The organism is Caulobacter sp. GW821-FHT10C03 (assembly GCF_059415485.1).
This window is the reverse complement of record NZ_JBWKNI010000006.1, coordinates 18,651-41,475: the sequence shown is the minus strand read 5'-3', so window position 1 is coordinate 41,475 and position 22,825 is coordinate 18,651. Positions and strand designations below refer to the sequence as shown.

The following is a 22,825-nucleotide window of genomic DNA, read 5'->3' as shown; positions in this document are numbered from 1 at the left end:
GGGCCGGCGCCCTTTGCCTGGTCAGTGACGGTGCGGGGGAGCGGGCGGGGCCGCAACCATCGGTCGCGGCGCGTTGCGCTGGATCGCCAGACGGGCCTCGACGCGGCGACCGTCGTCGAAGATCAGGGTCAGCGGCAGGCGCCCGCCGGGGGTCAGTTCCGCCCGCAGCCCCATCAGCATGAAGTGCCGGCCGCCGGGACCGAAGACGAGCTTGCCGCCCGCCGGGATCACCACGCCCTCGCCCATGCCCTGCATCGAGGCGACGCCGCCCTGCATCCGGGTCTGGTGGATCATCACCTCGCGGGCCGACGGGCTCTCGGCCCGGACCAGCGTCACCGGCCGCTCGCCGGTGTTGATCAGAACGAGGTAGCCGGCCCCGTTCATCCCCGCCGGCGCCGGCCGCGCCCAGGCCTCGCGCACCGACACCGGCGCGCCGCGCGGCGCGGCCGTCGCGACGATGGGCGCCAGGGCCAGGAGGGCGAGGAACAGAACGAGGCGGCGCATGGGCGGGGTCTCCCTGGAGGGCGCAAGACGCTTACGCCGCCCCGGCGCGCGGGGCGAGCAACTCCCAGTTGCCTTCTCCCCTTGCGGGAGAAGGTGGCGGCCGAAGGCCGACGGATGAGGGGTCTCTCAGACATGAGACTCATCACCCGGCCTGACCGCTTTCACGGCTTTAAGTTCTGAGAGACCCCTCACCCGACCCTGCTCCGCAGGGCCACCCTCTCCCGCAAGGGGAGAGGGATGAGAACGTCCGCTCTGCGAACGAGATCGCCGTTCCCTCTCCGCCTTCCGGCGCGAACCATGCTAGGCGGGGCGACCCCCTCGGGACATCGCCCACGGACCATCGCATGACCGGCCAATTCACCGACGCCGAACGCCGCACCACCCTGGCCGGCCTGATGATCGTCTTCCTGCTCAGCGCGCTGGACCAGACCATCGTCTCCACCGCCATGCCGCGGATCATCTCCGAGCTGCACGGCCTGACGCTCTATTCCTGGGTGACCACCGCCTACCTGCTGAGCTCGACGGTGATGGTGCCGATCTGGGGCAAGCTGGGCGACATCTACGGCCGCAAGCCGGTGCTGGTGGCCGGCATCTCGATCTTCATGATCGGCTCGTGGCTGTCGGGTCTCTCGGGCGAGTTCGGCCCGATCGCCGGCATGAGCGGCATGGTGCAGCTGATCGTCTTCCGCGCCTTGCAAGGGATCGGCGGCGGGGCGCTGTTCACCACCGCCTTCGCCATCATCGCCGACCTCTATCCGCCGCGCGAGCGGGGCAAGTTCGCCGGCATCTTCGGCTCGGTGTTCGGCCTTTCCAGCGTGCTGGGCCCGCTGATCGGCGGTTATTTCACTGATCATGGCACGATCCAGCTGGGCGCCCACGTGATCGCCGGCTGGCGCTGGGTGTTCTACGTCAACCTGCCGCTGTGCCTGCTGTCGCTGTTCATGATCCTGGTGAAGATGCCGGCCCTGCCGCACCAGCGCTCGGGAAACATCGACTTCCTCGGCGCGGCCCTGCTGATCGCCGCCTTCGTGCCGCTGCTGCTGGCCTTGAGCCTGGGCGGCCACGACATCGCCTGGGCCTCGGTCCAGAGCGTGGGCCTGTTCGCCGGCGCGGCCGTGGCCCTCGCCCTGTTCGTCTATGTCGAGAGCCGAGTGTCGAACCCGATCGTTCCGCTGCATCTCTTCAAGAACAAGACCTTCGTCACCGCCAACCTGGCGGCCTTCCTGATCTCCATGGCCTTCATGGGGGTGGCGGTGTTCCTGCCGCTCTACATGCAGCTGGGCCTGGGCGTGGACGCCACGACCTCGGGCCTGGCCATGCTGCCCCTGATGGGCGGGCTGATCGTCGGCTCGTCGGTCTCGGGCCAACTGGTCAGCCGCACGGGCAAGTACAAGCCGTTCATGCTGGCCGGGGCGGTGCTGCTGCTGGTCGGGGTGACCCCGATGACCCACCTGGCCGGGATCAGCCACCTCTACTGGCTGTGCCTGCTGCTGCTGGTGGTCGGCGTGGGCCTCGGACCCAACCAGAGCCTCTTCAACCTGGCCACCCAGAACGCGGTGTCGCCGCGCGACATCGGCGTGGCCACCAGCTCCAACCAGTTCTTCCGCCAGATCGGCTCGACCGTCGGCGTCGCGGTGGCCGGCGCCCTGCTGACCACGCGCCTCGCCAGCTACGGCGGCGGCAAGCTGGATCTCGGCGCCCTGCAGGGCCTGGCCCTGGAGAGCGGCGTGGTCGGCGGCCATCGCGACCCGGCCCTGGGCCAGGCCCTGGCCTACGCCGTCAGCGGCGTGATGCAGGCGGCGCTGCTGGTGATCGTGCTGGGCGTGATCGTGATCTTCTTCGTCCCCGCCCTGCCGCTGAGGTCGCGCATGCCGACGCAGGAGCCGGTGCTGGAGAAGGAATAGAACCGATCCTTCTCCCCTTGCGGGAGAAGGTGGCGGCGAAGCCGACGGATGAGGGGTCGAAAGCCCTGTCCGCCAACTTCTGAGAGACCCCTCACCCGACCTCCTTCGGAGGCCACCCTCTCCCGCAAGGGGAGAGGGATCAGAGAAACGAATACGGGTCGATGTCGATCGTCACCCGCACCGAGTTCGGGATCCTGGCCCGCGCCCGCCACGCCGCCATGAACGCCGGCAGGTCGACATTGCGTCCCGCCCGCACCAGGAACCGCTTGCGCCGACGGCCCCGCACCAGACCCAGCGGTGCGTCGGCGGGGCCGTAGACCTCCACCCCCTCGGCGTTGGGGGTCGCCGCGGCCAGGGCCTGGACATAGGCCTCCAGCGCTTCGGCGTCGGGACCGGAGGCGATCACCGCGGCCAGGCGTCCGAACGGCGGCAGGCCGGCCTCCTCGCGCATGGCCATCTCGGCCTCGACGAAGGCGTCGCGGTCCTGGGCCTTCAGGGCCTGCAGCACCGCGTGCTCGGGCGCGTAGGTCTGCAGATAGGCGCGACCAGGCTTCTCGTGACGGCCGGCGCGGCCCGTCGCCTGGGCGAGAAGCTGGAACGTCCGCTCGCCGGCCCGCAGGTCGCCGCCCCGCAAGCTGAGGTCGGCGTCGATCACCCCCACCAGGGTGAGGTTGGGGAAGTTGTGGCCCTTGGCGGCGGCCTGGGTGGCGACGAGAATGTCGATCTCGCCGGCGACCATCGAGTCCACCAGCGCCCGCGCCCCCGCCGGATCGAACACCGTGTCCGACGAGAACACGGCGATGCGGGCGTCGGGGAACAGGTAGCGCGCCTCTTCCTCGACCCGCTCCACGCCCGGGCCGATCGAGACCAGGCTGTCCTTGGCCCCGCAGTGCGGGCAGGCCTCGGGCTTCTTCATCGAGAAGCCGGTCAGGTGGCAGACCAGGCGGCCGGTATAGCGGTGCTCGACCAGCCAGCTGTCGCTGTCGGGCGACTTCAGCTTCTCGCCGCAGGCCCGGCACAAAACGAGCGGCGCATAGCCCCGGCGATTGAGGAAGAGCAGGCTCTGCTCGCCCTTCTGCAAGGTCAGCGACACGGCCTTGACCAGGGTCGGCGACAGCCACCGGCCGGGCTCGGGCGGATTGGCCCGCATGTCGATCAGGTGCACGTCGGGCAGCTGCGCCGTGCCGTGGCGCGCCCCCAGGCGCAGCCAGCGATAGCGGCCGGACTGGGCGTTCCACAGGCTTTCCAGCGACGGCGTCGCGCTGGCCAGCACCACCAGGGCCTTCTCGATCTTGGCGCGGGCCACGGCCAGGTCGCGCGCCTGATAGATGAAGCCCTCCTCCTGCTTGAACGAGCCGTCGTGCTCCTCGTCGACGACGATCAGCTTGAGGTTCGTGAACGGCAGGAACAGCGCCGAGCGGGCCCCGACCACGATGCGGGCGCGGCCGTCGGCCACGGCCTCCCACGCCCGGCGGCGACGCGGCGGCGAGACGCCCGAGTGCCACTCGATGGGGGCGGCGCCGAACCGCTGCTCGAAGCGGGCCATGACGGCCTGGGTCAGGGCGATCTCGGGCAGCAGCACCAGCACCTGGGCGGCCGGATCGGCGGCCAGGGCGGCGGCGGCGACCTCCAGATAGACCTCGGTCTTGCCCGAGCCGGTGACGCCGTCCAGCAGCGCCGCCTGGAAACCACCGGCCGCCAGCATGTCGGCCATGACGTCGGCCGCGGCCTTCTGACTCGGGTTCAGGGTCTGGGGCGGCAGGGTCAGGTCCGGCTGGGCCACCGAGTCGTCGGCGGCGACCAGCACCGCCTCCAGCGCGCCTTCGTCCACCAGGCCCTTGACCACCCCGGCCGAGACCCCGGCCTGGCGGGCCAGTTCGGCGGCGCTCATCGGGCCATGCTCGGCCGCCGCCAGCACCTTCAGGCGCGCGGGCGTCATGCGGCCGGGCTGGACGCCGGTCAGGGCCACGGCCTTTTCGGGCTTGGCGGCCGGATGGCGCAGGCCGCGCAGGGCCATGGCCAGCGGCCAGCCCGGAACATCCACCGAATAGCGCGCGGCCCATTCCACAAAGGTGATGACGTTGGCCGGCAGGGGCGGGTCGTCCACCCGGTGCAGCACGGGTTTCAGCGGCCGGTTGCCGCCCGCGCCTTCGCGCAATCCAGTCACCACCCCGCGCACGGTGCGCGGACCCAGGGGCACGGCCACGTGGTCGCCGACGGCCAGCGCCAGGCCTTCCGGCTCGGCGTAGTCGAAGGCCTCGGGCAGCGGCATGGGCAGCAGGACGGAGGCGATGCGCGGCATGGGACCCGCCTTCTGCTCCAGAAACGTGGCCGCGTCGAGATGGGGGTTCGGCTCAGCTCATCAAGCCGTCGTTAACCGAAACAGGGCTTCATCGGGTTCGCCTGACGCGTGCGGGCGAACGCAGGGATAGGTGTTCATGAGCGAGTTCAGTCAGGCGCTGGCCCAGCCGCAGATCGATCCGGACCTGGTCCGCGACTTCCTGCGCGACCAGCCGGAGATGCTGCGCGACGACGCCGACCTGCTCAGCGACCTGGGCCTCAAGCTCGATGGCGGCAATGTCGTCGAGTTCGGTCACGTCGCCATCGCCAAGGCCGCCGCCGCCCGCGAACGCGAGGCCCATGCGCGCAAGTTCGTCGAGGCCACCGCGGAGGCCAACATGTCGGCCCAGGCCCAGGTCCACGCCGCCGTCATCGACCTGCTCGACGCCCGCAACCATTCGGATCTGGCCCGCCGGGTCGACGAAATGGCCGCCCTGCGCTTCAGCCTCGCCGCCGGCACCCTGGCCCTGGAAGGCCCCGCCCGGGTGCCCGCCGGCTGGCACGCCCTGGTCGACGGCCAGGTCGACATGATCATGGGCGACCACGGCGTCGCCCGCATGGGCTTCTTCGCGCCGGCGCTGGGCCTGTTCGGCGAGAAGTTCGAAACCATCCGCAGCATGGCCATCGTCCGCATGGCCCTGTGGGAGCCCTCGCGCCAGGCCGTCCTGGCCTTCGGCTCGACCGACCCCGAAGCCTTCACCCCCGACATGGGCTCCGACCTCGTGGCCTTCCTCGCCCGCGTCGTCGAGCGCACGGCCGAGCGTTGGCCGGTTCCCTAAGATCCTCCCCCCCTGGGGGAGGTGGCCCAGAGGGCCGGAGGGGGGGCGGTTTCAGCTTCCGAAAAGCTGACCGGCCTTGCCCCTACTCCCCCCTCCGTCGGCTTCGCCGACACCTCCCCCAGAGGGGGAGGATCCAATGAGCTCCGCCCGCGAAGCCCTGGCCGCCTGGCTCACCCATCTCGCCGACGAGCGCCGCGCCTCGCCGCGCACGGTGCGGGCCTATGGCGACAACGTCCTGGCCTATCTGAACTTCATCGAGCGCCACAACGGCGGCGGCCTGTCGCTCAAGGACCTCGGCGCCGTCTCGGCCGCCGACCTGCGGGCCTATCTGGCCTTCCGACGCTCGGGCGATCATCCGCTGTCGCCGCGCTCGGTCAGCCAGAGCCTGTCGTCGATCCGCGCCTTCCACCGCTTTCTCGACGCGCGCCTGAACACGCCCAACGCCGCCATCGGCCTGGTGCGCGGCCCGCGCATCAAGATCGGCGCCCCGCGTCCGGTCTCGGAAGACCAGGCGCGCGGCCTGCTGACCGAGATCGCCCTCGACCCTGACCGCGAGGAATGGGAGGCCGCCCGCGACGAGGCGGTGCTGACCCTGCTCTGGGGCTGCGGCCTGCGGATCTCCGAGGGCCTGTCCCTGACCCGCGCCGACGCGCCCTTGGCCGAAACGCTGCGCATCACCGGCAAGGGCGGCAAGACCCGGATCGTGCCAGTACTCGACGCCGTGCGCACGGCGGTGGACGCCTATGTCGCCGCCCTGCCCTTCGTGCTCGGCCCCGACGAGCCGCTGTTCCGGGCCAAGCGCGGCGGACCGCTGTCGCCCCGCCACGTGCAGGCGGCCATGCAGCTGCTGCGCGGGCGTCTCGGGCTGTCGGACCGCGCCACGCCCCACGCCCTGCGCCACAGCTTCGCCACCCACCTGCTGGGCGCCGGCGCCGATCTGCGCTCGATCCAGGACCTCCTGGGCCACGCCTCGCTGTCGACGACCCAGCGCTACACCCAGGTGGACGCCGAGGGCCTGCTGGCCGCCTACGGCAAGGCGCATCCAAGACGCTAAGCCCTCTCCCCTTGCGGGAGAGGGTGGCCTCCCGGAGGGAGGTCGGGTGAGGGGTCTCTCAAACCTCGCCACCGCGAAACCGATAGGCCGGGCGGGCGTCTGATTTCTGAGAAACCCCTCATCCGTCGGCTTCGCCGACACCTTCTCCCGCAAGGGGAGAAGGGGCGTCAGGAAAGATCCCTTTCCTCCAGCGCCGCCAGCAGCGCCGCCAGCCGGTCCACCTCGGGCTGCAGGGCCGGGTCCAGGCGGGCGCGGGGCGGGTCGGCTTCGACATAGACGAGGTTCACCGCCTCGTTGGGATCGTCGAGCAGGTCGTACATCTCCCACTCCTGCCCGGCGCGGCCCGACGGATCGAAATAGCGGCTGAGCTTGAAGCGCTGGGTGCGCACCGAGCGCACGTGGTTGGGCTGGCGCACCGAGCCGGGGGCGATGTCCACCGGCGGACGTTTCGGATTGCCCGCCCGCAGCTTCTCCACCGCCACGTCGAACACCGCGAACTCCTTTTCGCACTTGGTGTTGTGCGGGTTGTTCAGCGGCGGCGAGGGGGCGGTGATCTCGTCGTCGGTGATGAACAGCACGCCCTGGCGCTCGCAGCCGTCGGGCTCGATCACCTTGTCGGTCTCGCCCCGGATCAACGGAGCCAGGTTCACGCCCGGCAGCGGCGGAACGGGCTGGGTCTTGGCCAGCACCCCGGCGATGGCGTCACGCTCGGCCTCGTGCACGCCGGCCAGGCCCAGGATGGTCGGCAGGATATCGACGTGGCTGGTCAGGGCGTCCTTGGCCAGCGGAACGCCGTCCGGGGTCTCGATGCTGGCCAGGGCCGGCGGGAAGCGCACGACCACCGGCACGTGCAACGCCTCCTGATAGGCCGTGTGCCACTTCTCGATCATCATGCCGTGGGCGCCGGCGTATTCGCCGTGGTCCGACAGGAAGACGACGATGGTGTTGTCGGCCTGGCCGCTCTCCTCCAGCGCCTTCAGCACCGCGGCGATGTGGACGTCGACCACGCTGTGCAGCCAGCCATAGAGCTGGACGAAGGCCTTCACCCCGCCGCGCGGATCGTCGGTCAGCTGGAACGGGATCGGGCCTTGCAGGGCGATGTCGGCCGCCGCTTCGAGGGCCTGCTGCTCGGACTGGGTGGGCAGGGCTCGGGCGACGTTGAAGCCGGTCTTGGCGTTCAGGGCCAGGCCCATCTTCCAGGCGTAGTCGGCCTGGCACGAGGGCTTGCTCGACAGGTCCTCGTTCCAGGTCGGCGGCACGTGCCCGCACTCCTGCGGAAAGCCGCCGGGATTGAGCGGGATGGTCGCCGTGCCGGCGGTCGGGGCCGGGGTGCTCTGGCCCTGCAGGGGCACGGTCAGCGGGTTGAAGATCCCCTGCACGCCGCTGCCGTCGGGCGTGGGCAGGGCCTGGCCGATCACCGCCGGATAGGTGGCGATGTCGTGCGGGTTGGTGAAGGAGGCGACCGCGAACCACGGCTTCAGGTCGGCCGGATCGGGACCGGAGGCGTAGGGGTCGATCGATTGCGCCGTCGCCACCGCCCGGTCGTAGTTCACCGCCAGGGCCTGGCGGCGGATGAAGGCGCAGGCGGAGTCGGTGAAGCCGGCGTCGCGATAGAGGCCCAGATTGTTGATCGCCGCGCCGTGCGGCTCGGGCCAGCTCTTTTCCCAGTCGTCGAAGCCGAAGGCCTCCAGCGAGTGGTCCGGCGGATCGCTGACGTGCCACTTGCCGAAATAGTGGGTGGTGTAGCCGGCCTGGCGCATCCAGGCGCCCAGGGTGGGGATCCCGTCGGCCGCCAGCCACGGGAAGTTGGGCGAATCGCCGCTCTTGAACAGGCCGTCGGTCTGGGTGACGCCGGTCCGCGTCCCATACTGGCCGGTATAGATCACCGTCCGGCTGGGCGTGCAGGCGCTGGCCGCCACCGTGTGGTTGGCCAGCAGCACGGCGTTGTCGCGCAGCGCCAGCAGGCCCGGGAAATGCTCGGCGTAGCTGTTGCGCGGCTCCAGGGGCTGGAAGCCCAGCACCGCCTTCAGGTCCTCGTCCAGCCCATGCAGGGGGCCGTAGGAGAAGCGTGGAAAGCGGTACTGGTCGCAGGTGATCAGCAGGATGTTGGGCCGCTTGGCCATGGTCGCCTCCCCAGGTCCGGGCGCGTTCGCCCTGGACCGGAAGCTGACGCTAAAATTGCAACGGAACTGTGCTCGCCTTCACACTTGGTCGGCCGCCCGACCGACGATCTGCGACAAGCGGTCGCGGGAGATAAGGAAAATCCCCGGCTTAACCACGCTTTTACCGCGCACCCCGCTTGGTGAAATCCAAAGATGAAACACCTCCGGCCGCGCTGCGGCGTTCGGAGGAACGCTGAAAGCGGGACCGCCTGATGAAACTCGACGATCTGAAGATCGCCACCAAGGTGATGCTGCCGGCCATCGTGCTGGCGCTCGTCGCCGTCGCCTGCGTGGGCGTGGGCGTGTGGCAGCAGAAGAAGCTGGAAACCGCCGTCGTACGGATCGTCGAACAGCGCGCCCCGGCCGAACTCGAGATGGCCCGCTTCAACCGTCGCGTCTCCGGCATCGGCTACGCCGCCTACCGCACGGTCGCCAACAGCGGCTCGTCGGAAGCCGCCGGCCAGGCCTCGAAGGAAATCGACGACAACTTCAAGAGCGGCAACGAGCGCCTCGACAAGGTCGCCAAGGCCGACCCCGAGACCGCCAAGGACGTGGCCGGTTTCCGCGCCCGCTTCAAGAAGGTCTACGACAGCGGCCGCCAGGGCGCTGATCTGGGCCTGCAGGACGCCAACGAAGCCGCGATCATGGTCATGGCCGTGATCGATCCGGACATCACCGCCCTGACCAAGGACGTCTCGGCCTGGACCGACAAGCATTCGGCCGAGACCCAGGCCACCGTCGAGAAGGCCCGCAAGGACGGCGCGACTGGCGTCGCCATCACCATGCTGTTCGGCCTGATCTCGGCCGCCGCCGCCCTGATGTTCGCCGTCTGGATCGGCCGCAGCAAGATCGCCCGCCCGCTGATCAACCTGTCCAAGACCATGGAAGTCCTGGCTCAGGGCAGCGTCGACGTGAACGTGGTCGGCGCCGAGCGCCGCGACGAAGTCGGCGCCATGGCCCGCTCGGTCCAGGTGTTCAAGGACAACGCCCTGGCCCTGCGCACCGCCGAGGCCGCCCAGCAGCGCGCCGCCGCCGAGACCGAGACCGAGCGTCGCAAGAACGAGCAGGTCCGCGAAGCCGCCGCCAAGGAGCAGGCCTTCGTCATGGAAGCCATCGCCACCGGCCTGAACCGTCTGGCCGAAGGCGACCTGACCTACCGCGTCGACGCCGACTTCCCGGCCGACTACAAGCGCCTGCAATCGGACTTCAACGGCGCCATCGCCCAGATGGAAGACGCGATGCGCACCATCGTCCATGCCGCCAACGGCATCGGCGCCGGCAGCGACGAGATCGCCTCGGCCGCCGACGACCTGTCGCGCCGCAGCGAGCAGCAGGCCGCCAGCCTGGAAGAGACCGCCGCCGCCCTCGACGAGATCACCGCCACCGTCCGCCGCAGCTCGGCCGGCGCCCAGGAAGCCGCCCGCGTGGTCGGCTCGACCCGCGCCGACGCCGAACGCTCCAGCGTCGTGGTCAAGGGCGCCGTCGACGCCATGCAGCAGATCGAGAAGTCGTCGAGCGAGATCAGCCAGATCATCGGCGTGATCGACGAGATCGCCTTCCAGACCAACCTTCTGGCCCTGAACGCGGGCGTCGAAGCCGCTCGCGCCGGCGACGCCGGCAAGGGCTTCGCGGTCGTGGCGCAAGAAGTGCGGGCCCTGGCCCAGCGCTCGGCCGAAGCGGCCAAGGAGATCAAGACCCTGATCTCGACCTCGTCGCAGCAGGTCAATCAAGGCGTGTCGATGGTCGGCCAGACCGGCGAGGCCCTGCAGGCCATCGTCTCCAAGGTCGGCGAGATCGACGCCCTGGTCGGCGAGATCGCGGCCTCGGGCCAGGAGCAGGCCACCGGCCTCAACCAGGTCAACGCCGCCGTCAACCAGATGGACCAGACCGTCCAGCAGAACGCCGCCATGGTCGAGCAGTCGACCGCGGCCAGCCACTCGCTCAAGGGCGAAGCCAACGGCCTGATGCAGATGATCTCGCGCTTCCGCGTCGCCGGCGCCGAGGCCACCCGCGTCTCGGCCAGCGGCGGCCAGACCCGCCGCAGCGCTCCGCCGCCGATCTCGCGTCCGGCCGCCCGGCCCGCCCCCAAGGCCCCCGTGTCGCTGGCCGGCGCCGACAGCCGCCCGGGCGTCAACCCGGTCCGCTCGGCCCAGGCCAAGCTCGCCGCCTTCGCCTCGTCGGCCCCGGCCGCCAGCAGCGACGACTGGGAAGAATTCTGATCCCGATCTAGTGCGCGTACCGCCCCGCGTATCGGGGGCGTATCCTCCTCATGACTACCAGCCCCGCCGGCCCGTCCGGCGGGGTTTTTTATTCCTCCTCCGCTTGCGGTGGAGGGGGCGGCGGCGCGTAACAAAAGCCCTTCTCCCCTTGCGGGAAAAGGTGGCGGCCGAAGGCCGTCGGATGAGGGGTCTCTCAGAAATCAAACACCGCGACAGCCCATCCGCCGCCGTGGCGGACAGGGCTTTCAACCCCTCACCCGACCTCGCTCCGCGAGGCCACCCTCTCCCGCAAGGGGAGAGGGATCCCTTCTTCCGGTTCACCACCATCGGCCCGGATTCGACCAGGCGTCTCAATCTGAGCCTCCCCCCGCCGATCCTGTTGCGCGGCCAAAACGGTCGCGCAATTTAAGATTGATTGTCCGGCCGCCACACGCCGGACGCACCGCGCCATCCACTGGGGGAACCGCAAATGTCTACCGGAACGACAACCGACAACCTTTTCGCCGATATCGCCACCGTCCCCTACGTCCTGAACGACACCTGGAACGGCAACACCGCGATCGGGGTCTGGCAGTCCACGATCTCCGTCACCGGCAAGGCGGTGTCGGTCCAGCCGACGGGTCAGACCGACATCTACGACTACTTTTTGATCGAGCTGGTCGGCCAGAGCTCGCTGACCGTCAACAAGGGCAACCGCCCGCCCGTCGGCTACGGTCTCACGATCGACTTCAACACGCCCAACGAGCCGCCGCCGCCCGTGGAACTCATCCTCAGTTCGCCCGACACGACGGTGACGACGACGACCTACAGCGACTCGCTCAGCTACAGCTTCAACGGAAGCATCGGCTTCTCGCCGTCGGGGCCCAGCGTCTCGATCGGCAGCAGCCAGACGATTTCCAACACGACCACCAGTTCGATCGCGAGCCTGGAGGTCCTCAACCTTTCGGGCGTGAGCGGCAGCGTCGCCGGCTCCTGGCAATACATCATCGCGGCGAAGTCGCTGGAGGCGGAGGGCGCGACACCCCTGCTGGGCCAGGTGCTGGTGCGCCGCCCCCATTCGGCGGCTCCGTTCCTGATCAACGTCGAGGTCGCCGTCTACTTCAGCAACAAGCACCTGCCCACGGGCCTGAACTGGAACGGCGTCAGCCAATTCATCGAGAGCTTCAGCGGCGGCCATCTCCCGCCGCTGGCCAAGGGCAACGCCCGCATCGCCATGCAACACACCCGCACGCTCGAGGCCCCGCCGCTGCCGCTTTCGGTCGCCGCCGAGGCCCTCGCCTGAAAAAGAAAAAGCCCCGCCGTCTCCGGCGGGGCTTTCCGATCTTCGGGCGATGCGTGGCCTGTTAGGCCTGCCCAAGTCTTAGGCTTGCATCGTCCAGCCTTCGACGCCCATGGCCGCCTGGCGCAGGGCTTCCGAGCGGGTCGGGTGCGGGTGGCAGGTGCGGGCGACGTCTTCCGACGAACCGCCGAACTCCATGGCCACGCAGATCTCGGCGATCATGTCGCCGACGTTGGGACCCACGGCATGGGCGCCCAGGATGCGGTCGGTCTTGGCGTCGGCCAGCACCTTCACGAAGCCGTCGGTCTCGTGGTTGATCTTGGCGCGGCTGTTGGCCAGGAACGGGAACTTGCCGACCTTGTAGGCGACGCCCGCGGCCTTCAGCTCGTCTTCCGTCTTACCGACGGTGGCGACTTCCGGCTTGGTGTAGATGACGCCCGGGATGATGTCGTAGTTCACGTGGCCGGCCTTGCCCGCGATCAGCTCGATGCAGGCCACGGCCTCGTCCTCGGCCTTGTGGGCCAGCATCGGACCCGAGGTCACGTCGCCAATCACCCAGATGCCGTCGACGCCGGTCTTGTAGTGGTCGTTGGCGATGATCCCGCGCTTGTCGGGGGTGATGCCCACGGTTTCCAGGCCCAACCCTTGCGTGAACGGGCGACGGCCGATGGCCACCAGCACGTAGTCGGCCTGCAGGGTCTCGGCGGGACCGCCGGCGACCGGCTCGAGGGTCAGTTCGGCCTGCTTGCCCTTGTCGGCCGCGCCGGTGACCTTGGCGCCCAGCTTGAACTTGAAGCCCTGCTTGGTGAGGATCTTCTGGAAGGCGGTCGCCACTTCGGTGTCGGTGCCCGGGACGATGCGGTCCAGGTACTCGACGACGGTGACTTCCGCGCCCAGGCGACGCCACACCGAACCCAGTTCCAGGCCGATGACGCCGGCGCCGACCACGATCAGGCTCTTGGGCACGGTCGGCAGCGACAGGGCGCCCGTCGAGTCGACGATGCGGCCGGCGTTGTCGATGGTCACGCCCGGCAGCGGGGTGGGCTCCGAGCCCGTGGCGATGACGATGTTCTTGGTTTCCAGGACGCGTTCCGAACCGTCCTCGGCCTTCACGACGACCTTGCCGGGCCCGTCGATGCGGCCCCAGCCCTTCACGTACTCGACCTTGTTCTTCTTCATGATGAACTCGACGCCCTTGGTCAGGGCTTCGACGCTCTCGGCCTTCTGGGCCATCATCTGGTCGAGGTTCAGCTTCGGCTTCACTTCGATGCCGAGCTTGGCGAACTCGCCGCCGGCGGCGGCTTCATAGTATTCCGAGGCGTGCAGCAGAGCCTTGGAGGGCATGCAGCCGACGTTCAGGCAGGTGCCGCCCAGCTTGCCGCGACCTTCGACGATCGCGGTCTTCAGGCCCAGCTGACCAGCGCGGGTCGCCGCGTTGTAGCCGCCGGGACCGCCCCCGATGATGACGACGTCGTATTGGGCCATGGGATCTTCGCCTTGGAGCAACGCGCCGGACCGGCGCCGGACAAAATATAGGGTCGGCAAGACGCGTTGGCAGGCCTTGCCGAGGCGGGGCTACTCCTAGTGCGGCGGGGGACAAAACGGAACCCGTTTTTCGTGCTTAGTCGTGATCGGATAAGGGAAATCCGGCTCGCCCGCCCAAGCCGTGCTCGCGTTTGAGGCGAACCCGGGCAGGGTCTTCGCCGGGCACGATCTTGCCGCGAGCCCACTTTTAAGCGGCGTCCTTGCCGACAGCTTGGCCTTGCTCTAGCCATTTCGTCCTCACCCGAGCGCGCCTGAAGAAACTCGGCCCGCTCCAGGCTCCGGAACACAGAGGCGACATTGCTCAGCACTTGGAAGTCGTGGACCGCCGGCGCGGCCCTCGCGATCGGAATGATGGCCGCCGGAACCCTGCCGGGCGCGGCCCTGGCCGACGAGGCCAAACCCGCCGAAAAGGCTCCCGCCGTCGAACTGCCCGCCTTCCCGGCCGACAAGTCGGTCAAGCAGACCACCGTCCTGGCCGGCAAGACCATCGCCTACACCGCCACCGTCGGCTCGCTGCCGGTGCGTGACGAGAAGGGCAAGAAGATCGCCGAGGTGGTGTTCACCGCCTACACCCTGGACGGCCCGCGCGATCCCAACCGCCCGGTGACCTTCGCCTTCAACGGCGGCCCCGGCGCGGCCTCGGTCTATCTGAACTTCGCCCTGGGCCCCAAGCGCGTGCAGTTCGGCGCCGAGGGCGACAGCCCGTCGGCCCCCACCCGCCTGCAGGACAACCCGGCCAGCTGGCTGGACTTCACCGATCTCGTCTTCATCGACGCCGTCGGCACCGGCTTCTCGCGCAGCCTGACGACGCCAGAAGAGACCAAGAAGCGCTTCTACGGCGTCAAGCAGGACATCGACTACCTGTCGCGCGTGGTCTTCGACTGGCTGGTCAAGAACGAGCGCCTGCCCTCGCCCAAGTACATCGTCGGCGAAAGCTATGGCGGCTTCCGCGGCCCGCGCCTGACCTACACCCTGCAGACCGACTACGGCGTCGGGATCAACGGCCTGGTCCTGGTCTCGCCGCTGCTGTCGAGCGCCGGCCGCACCGCCCAGGAGATCTCGCCCCTGCCGGCCATGTGGACCCTGCCGTCGATCGCCGCCGCCAAGCTGGAGCGTGACGGCAAGCTGACCCCGGCCGCCATCAAGGACGTCGAGGACTACACGCGCGGCGAATACATGGTCGACCTGATGAAGGGCAGCGACCCGGCCGCCCTGGATCGCCTGACCACCAAGGTCTCGGCCATGACCGGCCTTGATCCCACCTATGTGCGTCGCGCCGGCGGGCGGCTGGAGACCCAGTCGTTCCTGCGCGAGGTGTTCCGCCAGACGGGCCGCCTGGGCAGCCGCTACGACAGCAACGTCACCTCGCTGGACCCCTTCCCGTTCGCCCCCGAGCAGGAGACCAACGACCCGATCCTCGACTCGATCATCGCCCCAACCACCAGCGCCATCGTCGACTTCACCACCCGCACCGTCGGCTGGAAGGTCGAGAGCCGCTACGAGGCGCTGTCGGGCGACGTCAACCAGGCCTGGGATCGTGGCCGCGGCCCCGACACCGAGTCCGTCACCGACCTGCGCAAGTCGGTCTCGGTGGACCCCAAGCTGAAGGTGCTGATCGTCCACGGCTACAACGACCTGTCGTGCCCGTTCTTCGCCTCGCGCCTGGTGGTCGACGCCATGCCGGCCGCCGCCAACGGCCGGGTGACCCTGTCCAACTACCCCGGCGGCCACATGTTCTACAGCCGCCCCGACAGCGGGGCTGCCTTCCGCGCCGACGTCAGGAAGCTGTACGGCGCCAACTGAGGCGTTTCTTCCTCTGGAAGACGATCTGGCGGCCGCTCCGAAAGGGGCGGCCGTCTTCGTTTTTCCGCCGCCGAGAAATACCTCGACCGTCCCCTTGCGACGATCGGACGCGGATACCCAACTGTGGGGTCGCTCGCCCCTCCCCCAAGGCGAGAGGCTGGCGCTGCGTCGAAACATTGTCGCCCCGCTGACGAGAAGAGACCCCGAAAAAGCCTATCTATCAACATAGACAACGCTGTCGACGCCGCTCCGACAGGACTTGCTTGATCCAGATCAAGCAGGTGGAACGAACACTGGATGTAAAGAGTTTTCTTAACCCGAGTTAACGATAAAGCTCTGCGCTTAGGCGTATCTTAAAGCTGCAGAGCTTAGCTTTCCATCCGTCGAGATCTTCGGATCACGGCGGCGACGACGGACTGTCCTGACGGATTTACAGGCCGCCGTTCTCAACAGGCTCGCGACGCGACCCCGTCGCGCCTTGAACGGAGATTGCCCATGGCGACGACGCCGCAGAATTCTCGCAAGACGGCCATCCCGGCCGGCTTCATCGACGCCTTCGCCGACGCCGCCGACGACCTGCGCATCACGCCCATCGTGCTGCAGCCCAAGGGCCGCGCCGGCGCCGCGCCCCAACCCACAAAGAAGGCCGCGCACCAGAAGTAGGGCCGCGCGCGGCCCTCGTCCGCTCGCCCCCCGCCTATCTGCCAGCCTATTTGCCAGCCTATTTGAAGGCCAGCACGGGTTCGGCGGCTTCGACCGGAGCGACTTCCACGGCCTTGCCCGCCTTGGCCTTTGCCGGCTGCAGGACGATCGGCTTCAGCTTGAACAGGTCGGCGTCGGCGCTGAAGGCGTCGATCATGCCTTCAGGCATGGCGGGGCGGGCCGTGGCCCTGGGCGTGTGGGTCATGACAGAGCCTGTATCAGATGTTGGCGGAGCCTGGGATCACTGGGGTTCCAGTAGGCGTCCCAGATATAGGAAACGAGCATGGCCTTGCCGATCGACGCGCCTCGCCCGTCTCTCAGGGCGGCCACGGTCAGCATCAGATCGTCATCCTTCGCGGACTCGATGACCTCCACGACGGCGTCTCGATAGTCGGCGTCGACCTCGCCTTTCGCGATGCAGACGTCCAGGCGCTTGACCAGCTCGCGGCGATGCAGGTCCGGATCGACCGCCCGCGCGCCCGCCGCCGCCCAGGTGTAGCCGCCGTTGTCCATTCCGGCCGTGGTCGTGACGCCCACGACCTTCAGGTCGGCATAGACGTGGGCCAGGGCGCGCATCAGCCGCCAGGCATGGCCGCCCTGACGATACTTCTCGTTGATCCAGAACACGCCCTGATGGGCGCACAGTCCTTCGGGCGTCCGTACGAACGTCTGGTAGAACTGCACCTGATCAGGGACGTCGATCGACAGGCTGACCGCGCCGGCCGCCTCGCCGCGCCACTTGGCGACGAACTCGATCTTGTCGGGGACCCCTGAGCAGATCATGGCCGTGAGCTGACGTAGCTCCTCCTCGGTGGCCGCGATGCCGATCGCGGCGATGGTCGGGAAGTCCGCCTCCACGACGAAGACGCAGGTAGAAGGCTCACGCGGCCAGGGCCAAGCCATGGTTAACGCACGCGTACTGAAACAGGAAGCGCCAACGTTATCCGGCGGTTACGCCTCTTCCGAGGGCTGTGATCCGCCCAGCGATTGTTCGCCTTCGCCTCGGCGGCCGCCCTGTTTTTCGTCACTTCGGCCCGCCCCCGCGCACTTTTGCTCAACCCTAAGATAAGCCGCTCGGATTTTGCAAGTGCGAATTCGGCGGCGCGTCACCATCCGGAGTCGGAGGAAAAACCGCCCTACCGCGCCAGCCGCCCGTCGCTCAGGGCCGCCGGTTCGAAGCGGAAAATCACTTCCGGATCAGGCTCGGGCACGCCCTTGAGGATCTTCTTGCCGGCCGCCCCGGCGGGCGCTGCGGTGTGCAGCAGCCAGCGGATGACGTTCAGGCGAGCGGCCTTCTTGTGGTCGGCCTTCACGCACACCCAGGGGGCGGTCTCGGTGTGGGTGCGCACCAGCATGTCGTCGCGGGCGGCGGTGTAGTCGTCCCACTTCTCCTGGGCGACGGCGTCCAGCGAACTGGTCTTGAAGGCCTTCAGCGGATCGTCGCGACGGGCCTTCAGGCGCTCGGCTTGCGTCTCCTTGTCGATATCCAGCCAGAACTTCGAGAACCGCATGCCGCTCTCGACCAGCATGGTCTCGAAGGCCGGCACGTCGCGCAGGAACTGGGCCTGCTGCTCGGGCGTGGAGAAGGCCATCACCTTCTCGACCCCGGCGCGGTTGTACCAGGAGCGGTTGAAGATCACCGCCTCGCCGCAGGCCGGCAGCCATTCCACATAGCGCTGGAAATACCACTCGCTGCGTTGGCGCTCGGTCGGCGCGGGCAGGGCCACGACCGTCGTCTGGCGGCGGTGCAGGTGCTCGGTGATGCGGGCGATCGTGCCGTCCTTGCCGGCGGCGTCGCGCCCCTCGAAGATCGCCAGCAGCTTCCAGCCCTTGTCGATGGCGTGCCTCTGGAGGGCGATCAGCGCGATCTGCAGGTCGCGCAGCTCTTCGTCGTAGTCGCGGGACTTGGTCATTTGTGGAGCCTACCCCCAGAAAGGAAACCTGCGCTAGAAGGAGCGCATGATCCGCCTCTTCGTGCCCCAGCCGCTGTCCAAGGACGCCGGAATCGCTCCGACCCATGAGCAGTCGCGCTATCTCGTCTCGGTCATGCGCCTGTCGGTCGGCGACGAGATCCTGGTGTTCAACGGGACCGACGGCGAGTGGCGCGCCAGTCTGGTCGACGCCGGCAAGCGCGGCTGCCTGCTGAAGGCCGAGGAACAGACCCGGGAGCAGGTCGTCACGCCCGACCTCGATCTGGTCGTGGCCATGGTCAAGCGCGGCCGGGTCGAGACCATCGTCGAGAAGGCCGCCGAACTGGGCGCCCGCCGCGTGCGGCTGACCATCACCCGCCGCACCAATGTCGACTACATGAAGCTGGGCCGCCTGGACGCCATCGCCATGGAGGCCGCCGAGCAGACCGGCCGCCTCGACGTGCCGGCGATCCTGGATCCCGAGAAGCTCGACAAGATCCTCGACGGCTGGGACGAGACCCGCCGCCTGGTGTTCTGCGACGAGGGCGGCGATGCGAAACCGGCCATCGAGGCCCTGGCCGGCACGGCCGCGCCCGCCGCCATCCTGATCGGCCCCGAAGGCGGCTTCGCCCCCGAGGAGCGCGAACGCCTGCGGTCGCTGCCGTTCGTCGTGCCGGTGTCGCTGGGTCCACGCATCCTGCGGGCGGATACGGCCGCGATCAGCGCCATGACGCTGTGGCAGGCCGCGGCGGGGGATTGGCGCTAAATCCCCTCTCCCCTTGCGGGAGAGGGTGGCCCGCGAAGCGGGTCGGGTGAGGGGTCGAACACCCTGTCCGCTTCGACAGCGGAACGACTGGATGAGGTGGATAGGTCTGAGAGACCCCTCATCCGACGGCCTTCGGCCGCCACCTTCTCCCGCAGGGGGAGAAGGACTCTGGGTCCGAGACCGAACGGTAACGCTAATTGTAGCGGACCCTCTTGAGGTCGGCTAAGACGGCTCCCAACTGCGCTCCACGCGTTTCGTGGCGGTCGGGGGGAACGGGCCCCTCCCCTCCTGTAGCGTTCGATTTTAGGGGAGACGGCGATGGCCGACACCGCCAGCCTGGATCAGCGCCCGCTGACCCTCGAAGACCTGACCGCCTATTTCGCCAAGGGCAATAAGCCGAAGTCGGCCTTCCGCGTCGGCGCCGAGCACGAGAAGTTCGGCTTCTATCTGGGTTCGCACACGCCCGTGCCCTACGAGGGCGATAAGGGCGTTCACGCCCTGCTGGTCGGCCTGCAGCGCTTTGGCTGGAAGCCGGTGATGGAAGGCGATGTGATCATCGGCCTCGAGCGCAACGGCGCCAATGTCAGCCTGGAGCCGGGCGGCCAGTTCGAGCTGTCGGGCGCGCCGCTGCTGACCATGCACGACATCTGCGAGGAGACCGGCGGCCACCTCGACGAGGTCAAGACCGTCGCCGACGAGCTGGGCCTGGGCTTCTTAGGGGTAGGCTTCTCGCCGCAGTGGAAGCGCGAAGAGGTGCCGATCATGCCCAAGGGCCGGTACGTCATCATGCGCAACTACATGCCCAAGGTCGGGGGCCTGGGCCTCGACATGATGCTGCGCACCTGCACCGTGCAGGCCAATCTCGACTTCGAAAGCGAAGCCGACATGGTCGCCAAGTTCCGCATGAGCCTGGCCCTGCAGCCGATCGCCACGGCCCTGTTCGCCAATTCTCCGTTCACGGAAGGCAAGCCGAACGGCTTCCTGTCGGCTCGCGCCAACGTCTGGACCGACACCGATCCCAACCGCACGGGCCTGCTGGACTTCGTGTTCCAGGACGGCTTCGGCTTCGAGCGCTACGCCAAGTACCTGCTCGACGTGCCGATGTATTTCGCCAAGCGCGGCGACCGCTATATCGACCTGGCCGGCCGCAGCTTCCGCGACTTCATCGACGGCAAGATCGACGAGGTCGGCGGCGAGCGGGCCACGATCAAGGACTGGGCCGACCACGCCACCACCGCCTTCCCCGAAGTGCGCCTGAAGACCTATCTGGAAATGCGCGGCGCCGACGCCGGCCCCTGGAGCCGTCTATGCGCCCTGCCCGCCTTGTGGACCGGCGTGTTCTACGATGACGCAGCCCTCGCGGCGGCCTGGGACCTGGCCAAGGACTGGACGGTGGAGGACCGCGAAGGCCTGCGCCGCGACGTGCCGACCCTGGGCCTGAAGGCCAAGGTCGCCGGCCGCACCGTGCAGGACGTCGCCAAGGACTTCGTCGCCATCGCCAAGCAGGGCCTCAAGGCCCGCGCCCAGCTGAACGGCGGCTTCCTCGACGAGACGATCTATCTGGGCGAACTGGAAGAGATCGCCGACAGCGGGATCACCCCCGCCGAACGCCTGCTGGAGAAGTTCCACGGCGAATGGCAGGGCGACATCGGCCGGCTGTTCACCGACGGGGCTTACTGAAAGCCGGGGAAGACCCCCTCCGGCCCTCCGGGCCACCTCCCCCAAAGGGGGAGGATCTAGGAGCGCCGAGCCTTCAAGATGCTCCCCCTCTGGGGGAGCTGTCGCGGAGCGACTGAGGGGGCCGGCGCCAGCCGGTCAGCGCAACATCCCCCAGGCGATCGCCGCCTGGCCGCCGATGTAGAGGAACCACACGGCCCACGCCGTGAGCCTCGCCGAGCCAAAAAGCTTGGCCCCCTTGAAGAGGTCGAAGGCCAGGATCGCGTCCGAAGCCATGAACGCCACGGCGCCCGCCGTGGCCGGCCAGCGCGTTGTCGGCAGGGCGGCGGCCGAGACCACCATGGCCAGGATCGCCGCCACATAGGCCAGCACCGCCGGCCGCAGCGGTCCCAGCGATCCCCAAAGCCGCCGCAGCATCACGGCCCCGACCAGGGCTGCGACCGGCGCGATGACGAAGAAGGCCTGGCTGGGCGTCGTGCGCTCGCGCCAGAACACGATGACATAGACCACGTGCCCCGCCAGGAACGCCGCCAGGCCGTAGGGCAGCCAGCGCTTGGGATCGCCGGCCAGGAACACGTCGCCCAGGGCGCACAGGGTCAGGGCCACGGCCAGCAGCACCGTGCCGCCTTCCAGATAGGCCAGCACCGCCAGGGCGCTGGTCGCCGCCGCCTTGACCACGGTGCGCACGAACGACGGCGGCCGCTGCACCAGCACGAAGCCATAGGCCAGGGCGCAGACCCCGCAGATCGCCCACAGCTGCGTGTCAGTCATCCGACGACAGCTTGGTGAGGAAGGCCTGGGCGGCGTCCTTGTGGCGGGGCTTGAGGTTCTTGCCGACGATGGCCAGCACGGCGGCGATCACGGCCGCATCGTCGGTGAAGCCGATGGCCGGCAGCAGGTCGGGAATGGCGTCGGTCGGCAGCACGAAATAGGCCAGGGCCGCGAACATCATGCCCTTGGCCGCGGCCGGGGTTTCCGGGTCGCGGGCGCACCACCACACCGACAGAGCGTCGGCGGCGAACGGCACCTTGGCGGCCACGCGGCGCATCTTCGGCCAGAAGCCGCGCGCCACCCGCTGCTCGTTGACCCGCACCGTGGCCGGCACGAGCGCCTTCCTGGGATCCAGCACGTCGTCGGGCGTGACGCCGCCGTTGACGTCGGGGGATGGTTTGGCGTCGGCGCTCATGGGGTTAAACCGCTCCTCAACACAACGATTAAACGCAACCCCAGGGGAAACGTCCATGAAACTCGACAACACCGTCGCCGCCGTCGTCACCGGGGGCGCCTCGGGCCTCGGCGAAGCCACCGCTCGCGCCCTGGCCGCCCAGGGGGTGAAGGTCGCCATCTTCGACATGAACGAGGCCCGCGGCGAGGAGGTCGCCAAGGAGATCGGCGGCGTCTACTGCAAGGTCAACGTCACCAGCGACGCCGACGTCGACGCCGGCTTCGAAAAGGCCCGCGCCGCCCACGGCCAGGAGCGGATCCTGGTCAACTGCGCCGGCGTCGGCAACGCCGCCAAGACCGCCAGCCGCGACAAGGCTACCGGCGAGACCAAGCACTTCCCGCTCGATATCTTCGACCGGGTGATCCAGATCAATCTGGTCGGCACGTTCCGCTGCATCGCCAAGTCGGCCAAGGGCATGCTCGATCTCGAGCCCCTGGAGGACGGCGAGCGCGGCGCCATCGTCAACACCGCCAGCGTCGCCGGCGAGGACGGCCAGATCGGCCAAGCCGCCTATTCGGCCTCCAAGGGCGGCGTCATCGGCATGACCCTGCCGATCGCCCGCGACCTGATGAACGACGGCATCCGCGTCAACACCATCCTGCCGGGCATCTTCAACACCCCGCTGATGAACGCCGCCCCCGACAACGTCAAAGCCGCCCTGGCCGCCTCGGTGCCCTTCCCCAAGCGCCTGGGCAACCCTGCCGAATACGCCCAGCTGGCCCTGACCATGATCACCTGCGGCTACTTCAACGGCGAAGACGTCCGCCTCGACGGCGGAATCCGCATGGCCCCGCGCTGATCCGGTTCCCTCTCCCCTTGCGGGAGAGGGTGGCCCCACGGAGTGGGGTCGGGTGAGGGGTCGCACATACAGAAACGCCGCGACAGCTGTTCAGCCGTCGCGGCGTCTTGCGTTTGAGAGACCCCTCATCCGTCGGCTTCGCCGACACCTTCTCCCG

The 22,825-nt window shown here is 68.8% G+C and carries 19 protein-coding genes; 10 read left to right on the top strand and 9 right to left on the bottom strand.

Features of this window, described 5'->3' with window-relative positions:
* Nucleotides 1-21: 21 nt before the first annotated feature.
* The gene (locus AC07NG_RS09440; RefSeq protein WP_494593551.1) at nucleotides 22-504 is read right to left on the bottom strand and encodes a copper chaperone PCu(A)C; all 483 of its coding nucleotides are present in this window, start codon (nucleotides 502-504) and stop codon (nucleotides 22-24) included.
* 344 nt (nucleotides 505-848) lie between these two features.
* Here AC07NG_RS09440 and AC07NG_RS09435 point away from each other — a divergent pair, with 344 nt between their 5' ends.
* Nucleotides 849-2,408 (top strand): MDR family MFS transporter, encoded by a 1,560-nt coding sequence (locus AC07NG_RS09435; protein WP_494593549.1) that lies wholly within the window; start codon nucleotides 849-851, stop codon nucleotides 2,406-2,408.
* A 139-nt stretch (nucleotides 2,409-2,547) separates the two neighbouring features.
* Here AC07NG_RS09435 and AC07NG_RS09430 read toward each other — a convergent pair whose 3' ends face one another.
* Complete coding sequence (locus AC07NG_RS09430; protein WP_494593547.1) at nucleotides 2,548-4,710, bottom strand: primosomal protein N'; 2,163 nt, start codon at nucleotides 4,708-4,710, stop codon at nucleotides 2,548-2,550.
* A gap of 136 nt (nucleotides 4,711-4,846) precedes the next feature.
* On the opposite strand from AC07NG_RS09430, the gene AC07NG_RS09425 reads away from it, so the two are divergent.
* Nucleotides 4,847-5,527, top strand: coding sequence for a DUF484 family protein (locus tag AC07NG_RS09425; RefSeq protein ID WP_110120749.1), 681 nt, complete (start codon nucleotides 4,847-4,849; stop codon nucleotides 5,525-5,527).
* A gap of 136 nt (nucleotides 5,528-5,663) precedes the next feature.
* Nucleotides 5,664-6,581 (top strand): tyrosine recombinase XerC, encoded by a 918-nt coding sequence (locus AC07NG_RS09420; RefSeq protein ID WP_494593545.1) that lies wholly within the window; start codon nucleotides 5,664-5,666, stop codon nucleotides 6,579-6,581.
* 167 nt (nucleotides 6,582-6,748) lie between these two features.
* Here AC07NG_RS09420 and AC07NG_RS09415 read toward each other — a convergent pair whose 3' ends face one another.
* Entirely contained in the window at nucleotides 6,749-8,704 is a 1,956-nt protein-coding gene (locus AC07NG_RS09415) for a sulfatase-like hydrolase/transferase (RefSeq protein WP_494593543.1), read from the bottom strand.
* Nucleotides 8,705-8,955: 251 nt separating this feature from the next.
* Here AC07NG_RS09415 and AC07NG_RS09410 point away from each other — a divergent pair, with 251 nt between their 5' ends.
* Together AC07NG_RS09410 and AC07NG_RS09405 are read left to right on the top strand one after the other, a co-directional pair.
* Nucleotides 8,956-10,962 carry a methyl-accepting chemotaxis protein gene (locus tag AC07NG_RS09410; protein ID WP_494593541.1) on the top strand — a complete coding sequence of 669 codons (2,007 nt, stop codon included), beginning with the start codon at nucleotides 8,956-8,958 and terminating at the stop codon, nucleotides 10,960-10,962.
* A gap of 469 nt (nucleotides 10,963-11,431) precedes the next feature.
* A complete protein-coding gene (locus tag AC07NG_RS09405; RefSeq protein ID WP_494593540.1) occupies nucleotides 11,432-12,244 on the top strand; it encodes a hypothetical protein in 813 nt (270 codons plus the stop codon).
* Nucleotides 12,245-12,322: 78 nt separating this feature from the next.
* Here AC07NG_RS09405 and lpdA read toward each other — a convergent pair whose 3' ends face one another.
* Nucleotides 12,323-13,726: a dihydrolipoyl dehydrogenase gene (gene lpdA, locus AC07NG_RS09400; RefSeq protein ID WP_494593538.1), complete on the bottom strand. Its 1,404-nt coding sequence runs from the start codon at nucleotides 13,724-13,726 to the stop codon at nucleotides 12,323-12,325.
* Nucleotides 13,727-14,134: 408 nt separating this feature from the next.
* Here lpdA and AC07NG_RS09395 point away from each other — a divergent pair, with 408 nt between their 5' ends.
* Complete coding sequence (locus AC07NG_RS09395; RefSeq protein WP_494593931.1) at nucleotides 14,135-15,589, top strand: S10 family peptidase; 1,455 nt, start codon at nucleotides 14,135-14,137, stop codon at nucleotides 15,587-15,589.
* Nucleotides 15,590-16,084: 495 nt separating this feature from the next.
* Entirely contained in the window at nucleotides 16,085-16,252 is a 168-nt protein-coding gene (locus tag AC07NG_RS09390; RefSeq protein ID WP_494593536.1) for a hypothetical protein, read from the top strand.
* 58 nt (nucleotides 16,253-16,310) lie between these two features.
* Here AC07NG_RS09390 and AC07NG_RS09385 read toward each other — a convergent pair whose 3' ends face one another.
* From AC07NG_RS09385 to ppk2, 3 genes are all read right to left on the bottom strand, one after another.
* Complete coding sequence (locus tag AC07NG_RS09385) at nucleotides 16,311-16,496, bottom strand: hypothetical protein (RefSeq protein WP_494593534.1); 186 nt, start codon at nucleotides 16,494-16,496, stop codon at nucleotides 16,311-16,313.
* Nucleotides 16,493-17,194 carry a hypothetical protein gene (locus AC07NG_RS09380; RefSeq protein WP_494593532.1) on the bottom strand — a complete coding sequence of 234 codons (702 nt, stop codon included), beginning with the start codon at nucleotides 17,192-17,194 and terminating at the stop codon, nucleotides 16,493-16,495. Before AC07NG_RS09380 ends, AC07NG_RS09385 begins: the two co-directional genes overlap by 4 nt.
* 233 nt (nucleotides 17,195-17,427) lie before the next feature.
* A complete protein-coding gene (gene ppk2 / locus AC07NG_RS09375) occupies nucleotides 17,428-18,204 on the bottom strand; it encodes a polyphosphate kinase 2 (protein WP_492856628.1) in 777 nt (258 codons plus the stop codon).
* Nucleotides 18,205-18,250: 46 nt separating this feature from the next.
* On the opposite strand from ppk2, the gene AC07NG_RS09370 reads away from it, so the two are divergent.
* Together AC07NG_RS09370 and AC07NG_RS09365 are read left to right on the top strand one after the other, a co-directional pair.
* A complete protein-coding gene (locus AC07NG_RS09370; protein ID WP_494593530.1) occupies nucleotides 18,251-18,967 on the top strand; it encodes a 16S rRNA (uracil(1498)-N(3))-methyltransferase in 717 nt (238 codons plus the stop codon).
* A 318-nt stretch (nucleotides 18,968-19,285) separates the two neighbouring features.
* Nucleotides 19,286-20,647, top strand: coding sequence for a glutamate--cysteine ligase (locus AC07NG_RS09365; protein ID WP_494593528.1), 1,362 nt, complete (start codon nucleotides 19,286-19,288; stop codon nucleotides 20,645-20,647).
* A 135-nt stretch (nucleotides 20,648-20,782) separates the two neighbouring features.
* On the opposite strand, the gene AC07NG_RS09360 is transcribed toward AC07NG_RS09365, so the two are convergent.
* The gene (locus AC07NG_RS09360; protein WP_494593526.1) at nucleotides 20,783-21,415 is read right to left on the bottom strand and encodes a lysoplasmalogenase; all 633 of its coding nucleotides are present in this window, start codon (nucleotides 21,413-21,415) and stop codon (nucleotides 20,783-20,785) included.
* Nucleotides 21,408-21,830: a YkvA family protein gene (locus tag AC07NG_RS09355; RefSeq protein ID WP_492856622.1), complete on the bottom strand. Its 423-nt coding sequence runs from the start codon at nucleotides 21,828-21,830 to the stop codon at nucleotides 21,408-21,410. Before AC07NG_RS09355 ends, AC07NG_RS09360 begins: the two co-directional genes overlap by 8 nt.
* Nucleotides 21,831-21,885: 55 nt before the next feature.
* Here AC07NG_RS09355 and AC07NG_RS09350 point away from each other — a divergent pair, with 55 nt between their 5' ends.
* Nucleotides 21,886-22,668, top strand: coding sequence for an SDR family NAD(P)-dependent oxidoreductase (locus tag AC07NG_RS09350; RefSeq protein WP_110120766.1), 783 nt, complete (start codon nucleotides 21,886-21,888; stop codon nucleotides 22,666-22,668).
* The last annotated feature ends 157 nt before the right edge of the window (nucleotides 22,669-22,825 follow it).

Excerpts from the sequence above, each read along its gene's own strand:
- AC07NG_RS09440 (WP_494593551.1), bottom strand. The coding sequence starts at position 504 with ATGCGCCGCCTCGTTCTGTTCCTCGCCCTCCTGGCCCTGGCGCCCATC.
- AC07NG_RS09435 (WP_494593549.1), top strand. The coding sequence starts at position 849 with ATGACCGGCCAATTCACCGACGCCGAACGCCGCACCACCCTGGCCGGC.
- AC07NG_RS09430 (WP_494593547.1), bottom strand. The coding sequence starts at position 4,710 with ATGCCGCGCATCGCCTCCGTCCTGCTGCCCATGCCGCTGCCCGAGGCC.
- AC07NG_RS09425 (WP_110120749.1), top strand. The coding sequence starts at position 4,847 with ATGAGCGAGTTCAGTCAGGCGCTGGCCCAGCCGCAGATCGATCCGGAC.
- AC07NG_RS09420 (WP_494593545.1), top strand. The coding sequence starts at position 5,664 with ATGAGCTCCGCCCGCGAAGCCCTGGCCGCCTGGCTCACCCATCTCGCC.
- AC07NG_RS09415 (WP_494593543.1), bottom strand. The coding sequence starts at position 8,704 with ATGGCCAAGCGGCCCAACATCCTGCTGATCACCTGCGACCAGTACCGC.
- AC07NG_RS09410 (WP_494593541.1), top strand. The coding sequence starts at position 8,956 with ATGAAACTCGACGATCTGAAGATCGCCACCAAGGTGATGCTGCCGGCC.
- AC07NG_RS09405 (WP_494593540.1), top strand. The coding sequence starts at position 11,432 with ATGTCTACCGGAACGACAACCGACAACCTTTTCGCCGATATCGCCACC.
- lpdA (WP_494593538.1), bottom strand. The coding sequence starts at position 13,726 with ATGGCCCAATACGACGTCGTCATCATCGGGGGCGGTCCCGGCGGCTAC.
- AC07NG_RS09395 (WP_494593931.1), top strand. The coding sequence starts at position 14,135 with ATGATGGCCGCCGGAACCCTGCCGGGCGCGGCCCTGGCCGACGAGGCC.
- AC07NG_RS09390 (WP_494593536.1), top strand. The coding sequence starts at position 16,085 with ATGGCGACGACGCCGCAGAATTCTCGCAAGACGGCCATCCCGGCCGGC.
- AC07NG_RS09385 (WP_494593534.1), bottom strand. The coding sequence starts at position 16,496 with ATGACCCACACGCCCAGGGCCACGGCCCGCCCCGCCATGCCTGAAGGC.
- AC07NG_RS09380 (WP_494593532.1), bottom strand. The coding sequence starts at position 17,194 with ATGGCTTGGCCCTGGCCGCGTGAGCCTTCTACCTGCGTCTTCGTCGTG.
- ppk2 (WP_492856628.1), bottom strand. The coding sequence starts at position 18,204 with ATGACCAAGTCCCGCGACTACGACGAAGAGCTGCGCGACCTGCAGATC.
- AC07NG_RS09370 (WP_494593530.1), top strand. The coding sequence starts at position 18,251 with ATGATCCGCCTCTTCGTGCCCCAGCCGCTGTCCAAGGACGCCGGAATC.
- AC07NG_RS09365 (WP_494593528.1), top strand. The coding sequence starts at position 19,286 with ATGGCCGACACCGCCAGCCTGGATCAGCGCCCGCTGACCCTCGAAGAC.
- AC07NG_RS09360 (WP_494593526.1), bottom strand. The coding sequence starts at position 21,415 with ATGACTGACACGCAGCTGTGGGCGATCTGCGGGGTCTGCGCCCTGGCC.
- AC07NG_RS09355 (WP_492856622.1), bottom strand. The coding sequence starts at position 21,830 with ATGAGCGCCGACGCCAAACCATCCCCCGACGTCAACGGCGGCGTCACG.
- AC07NG_RS09350 (WP_110120766.1), top strand. The coding sequence starts at position 21,886 with ATGAAACTCGACAACACCGTCGCCGCCGTCGTCACCGGGGGCGCCTCG.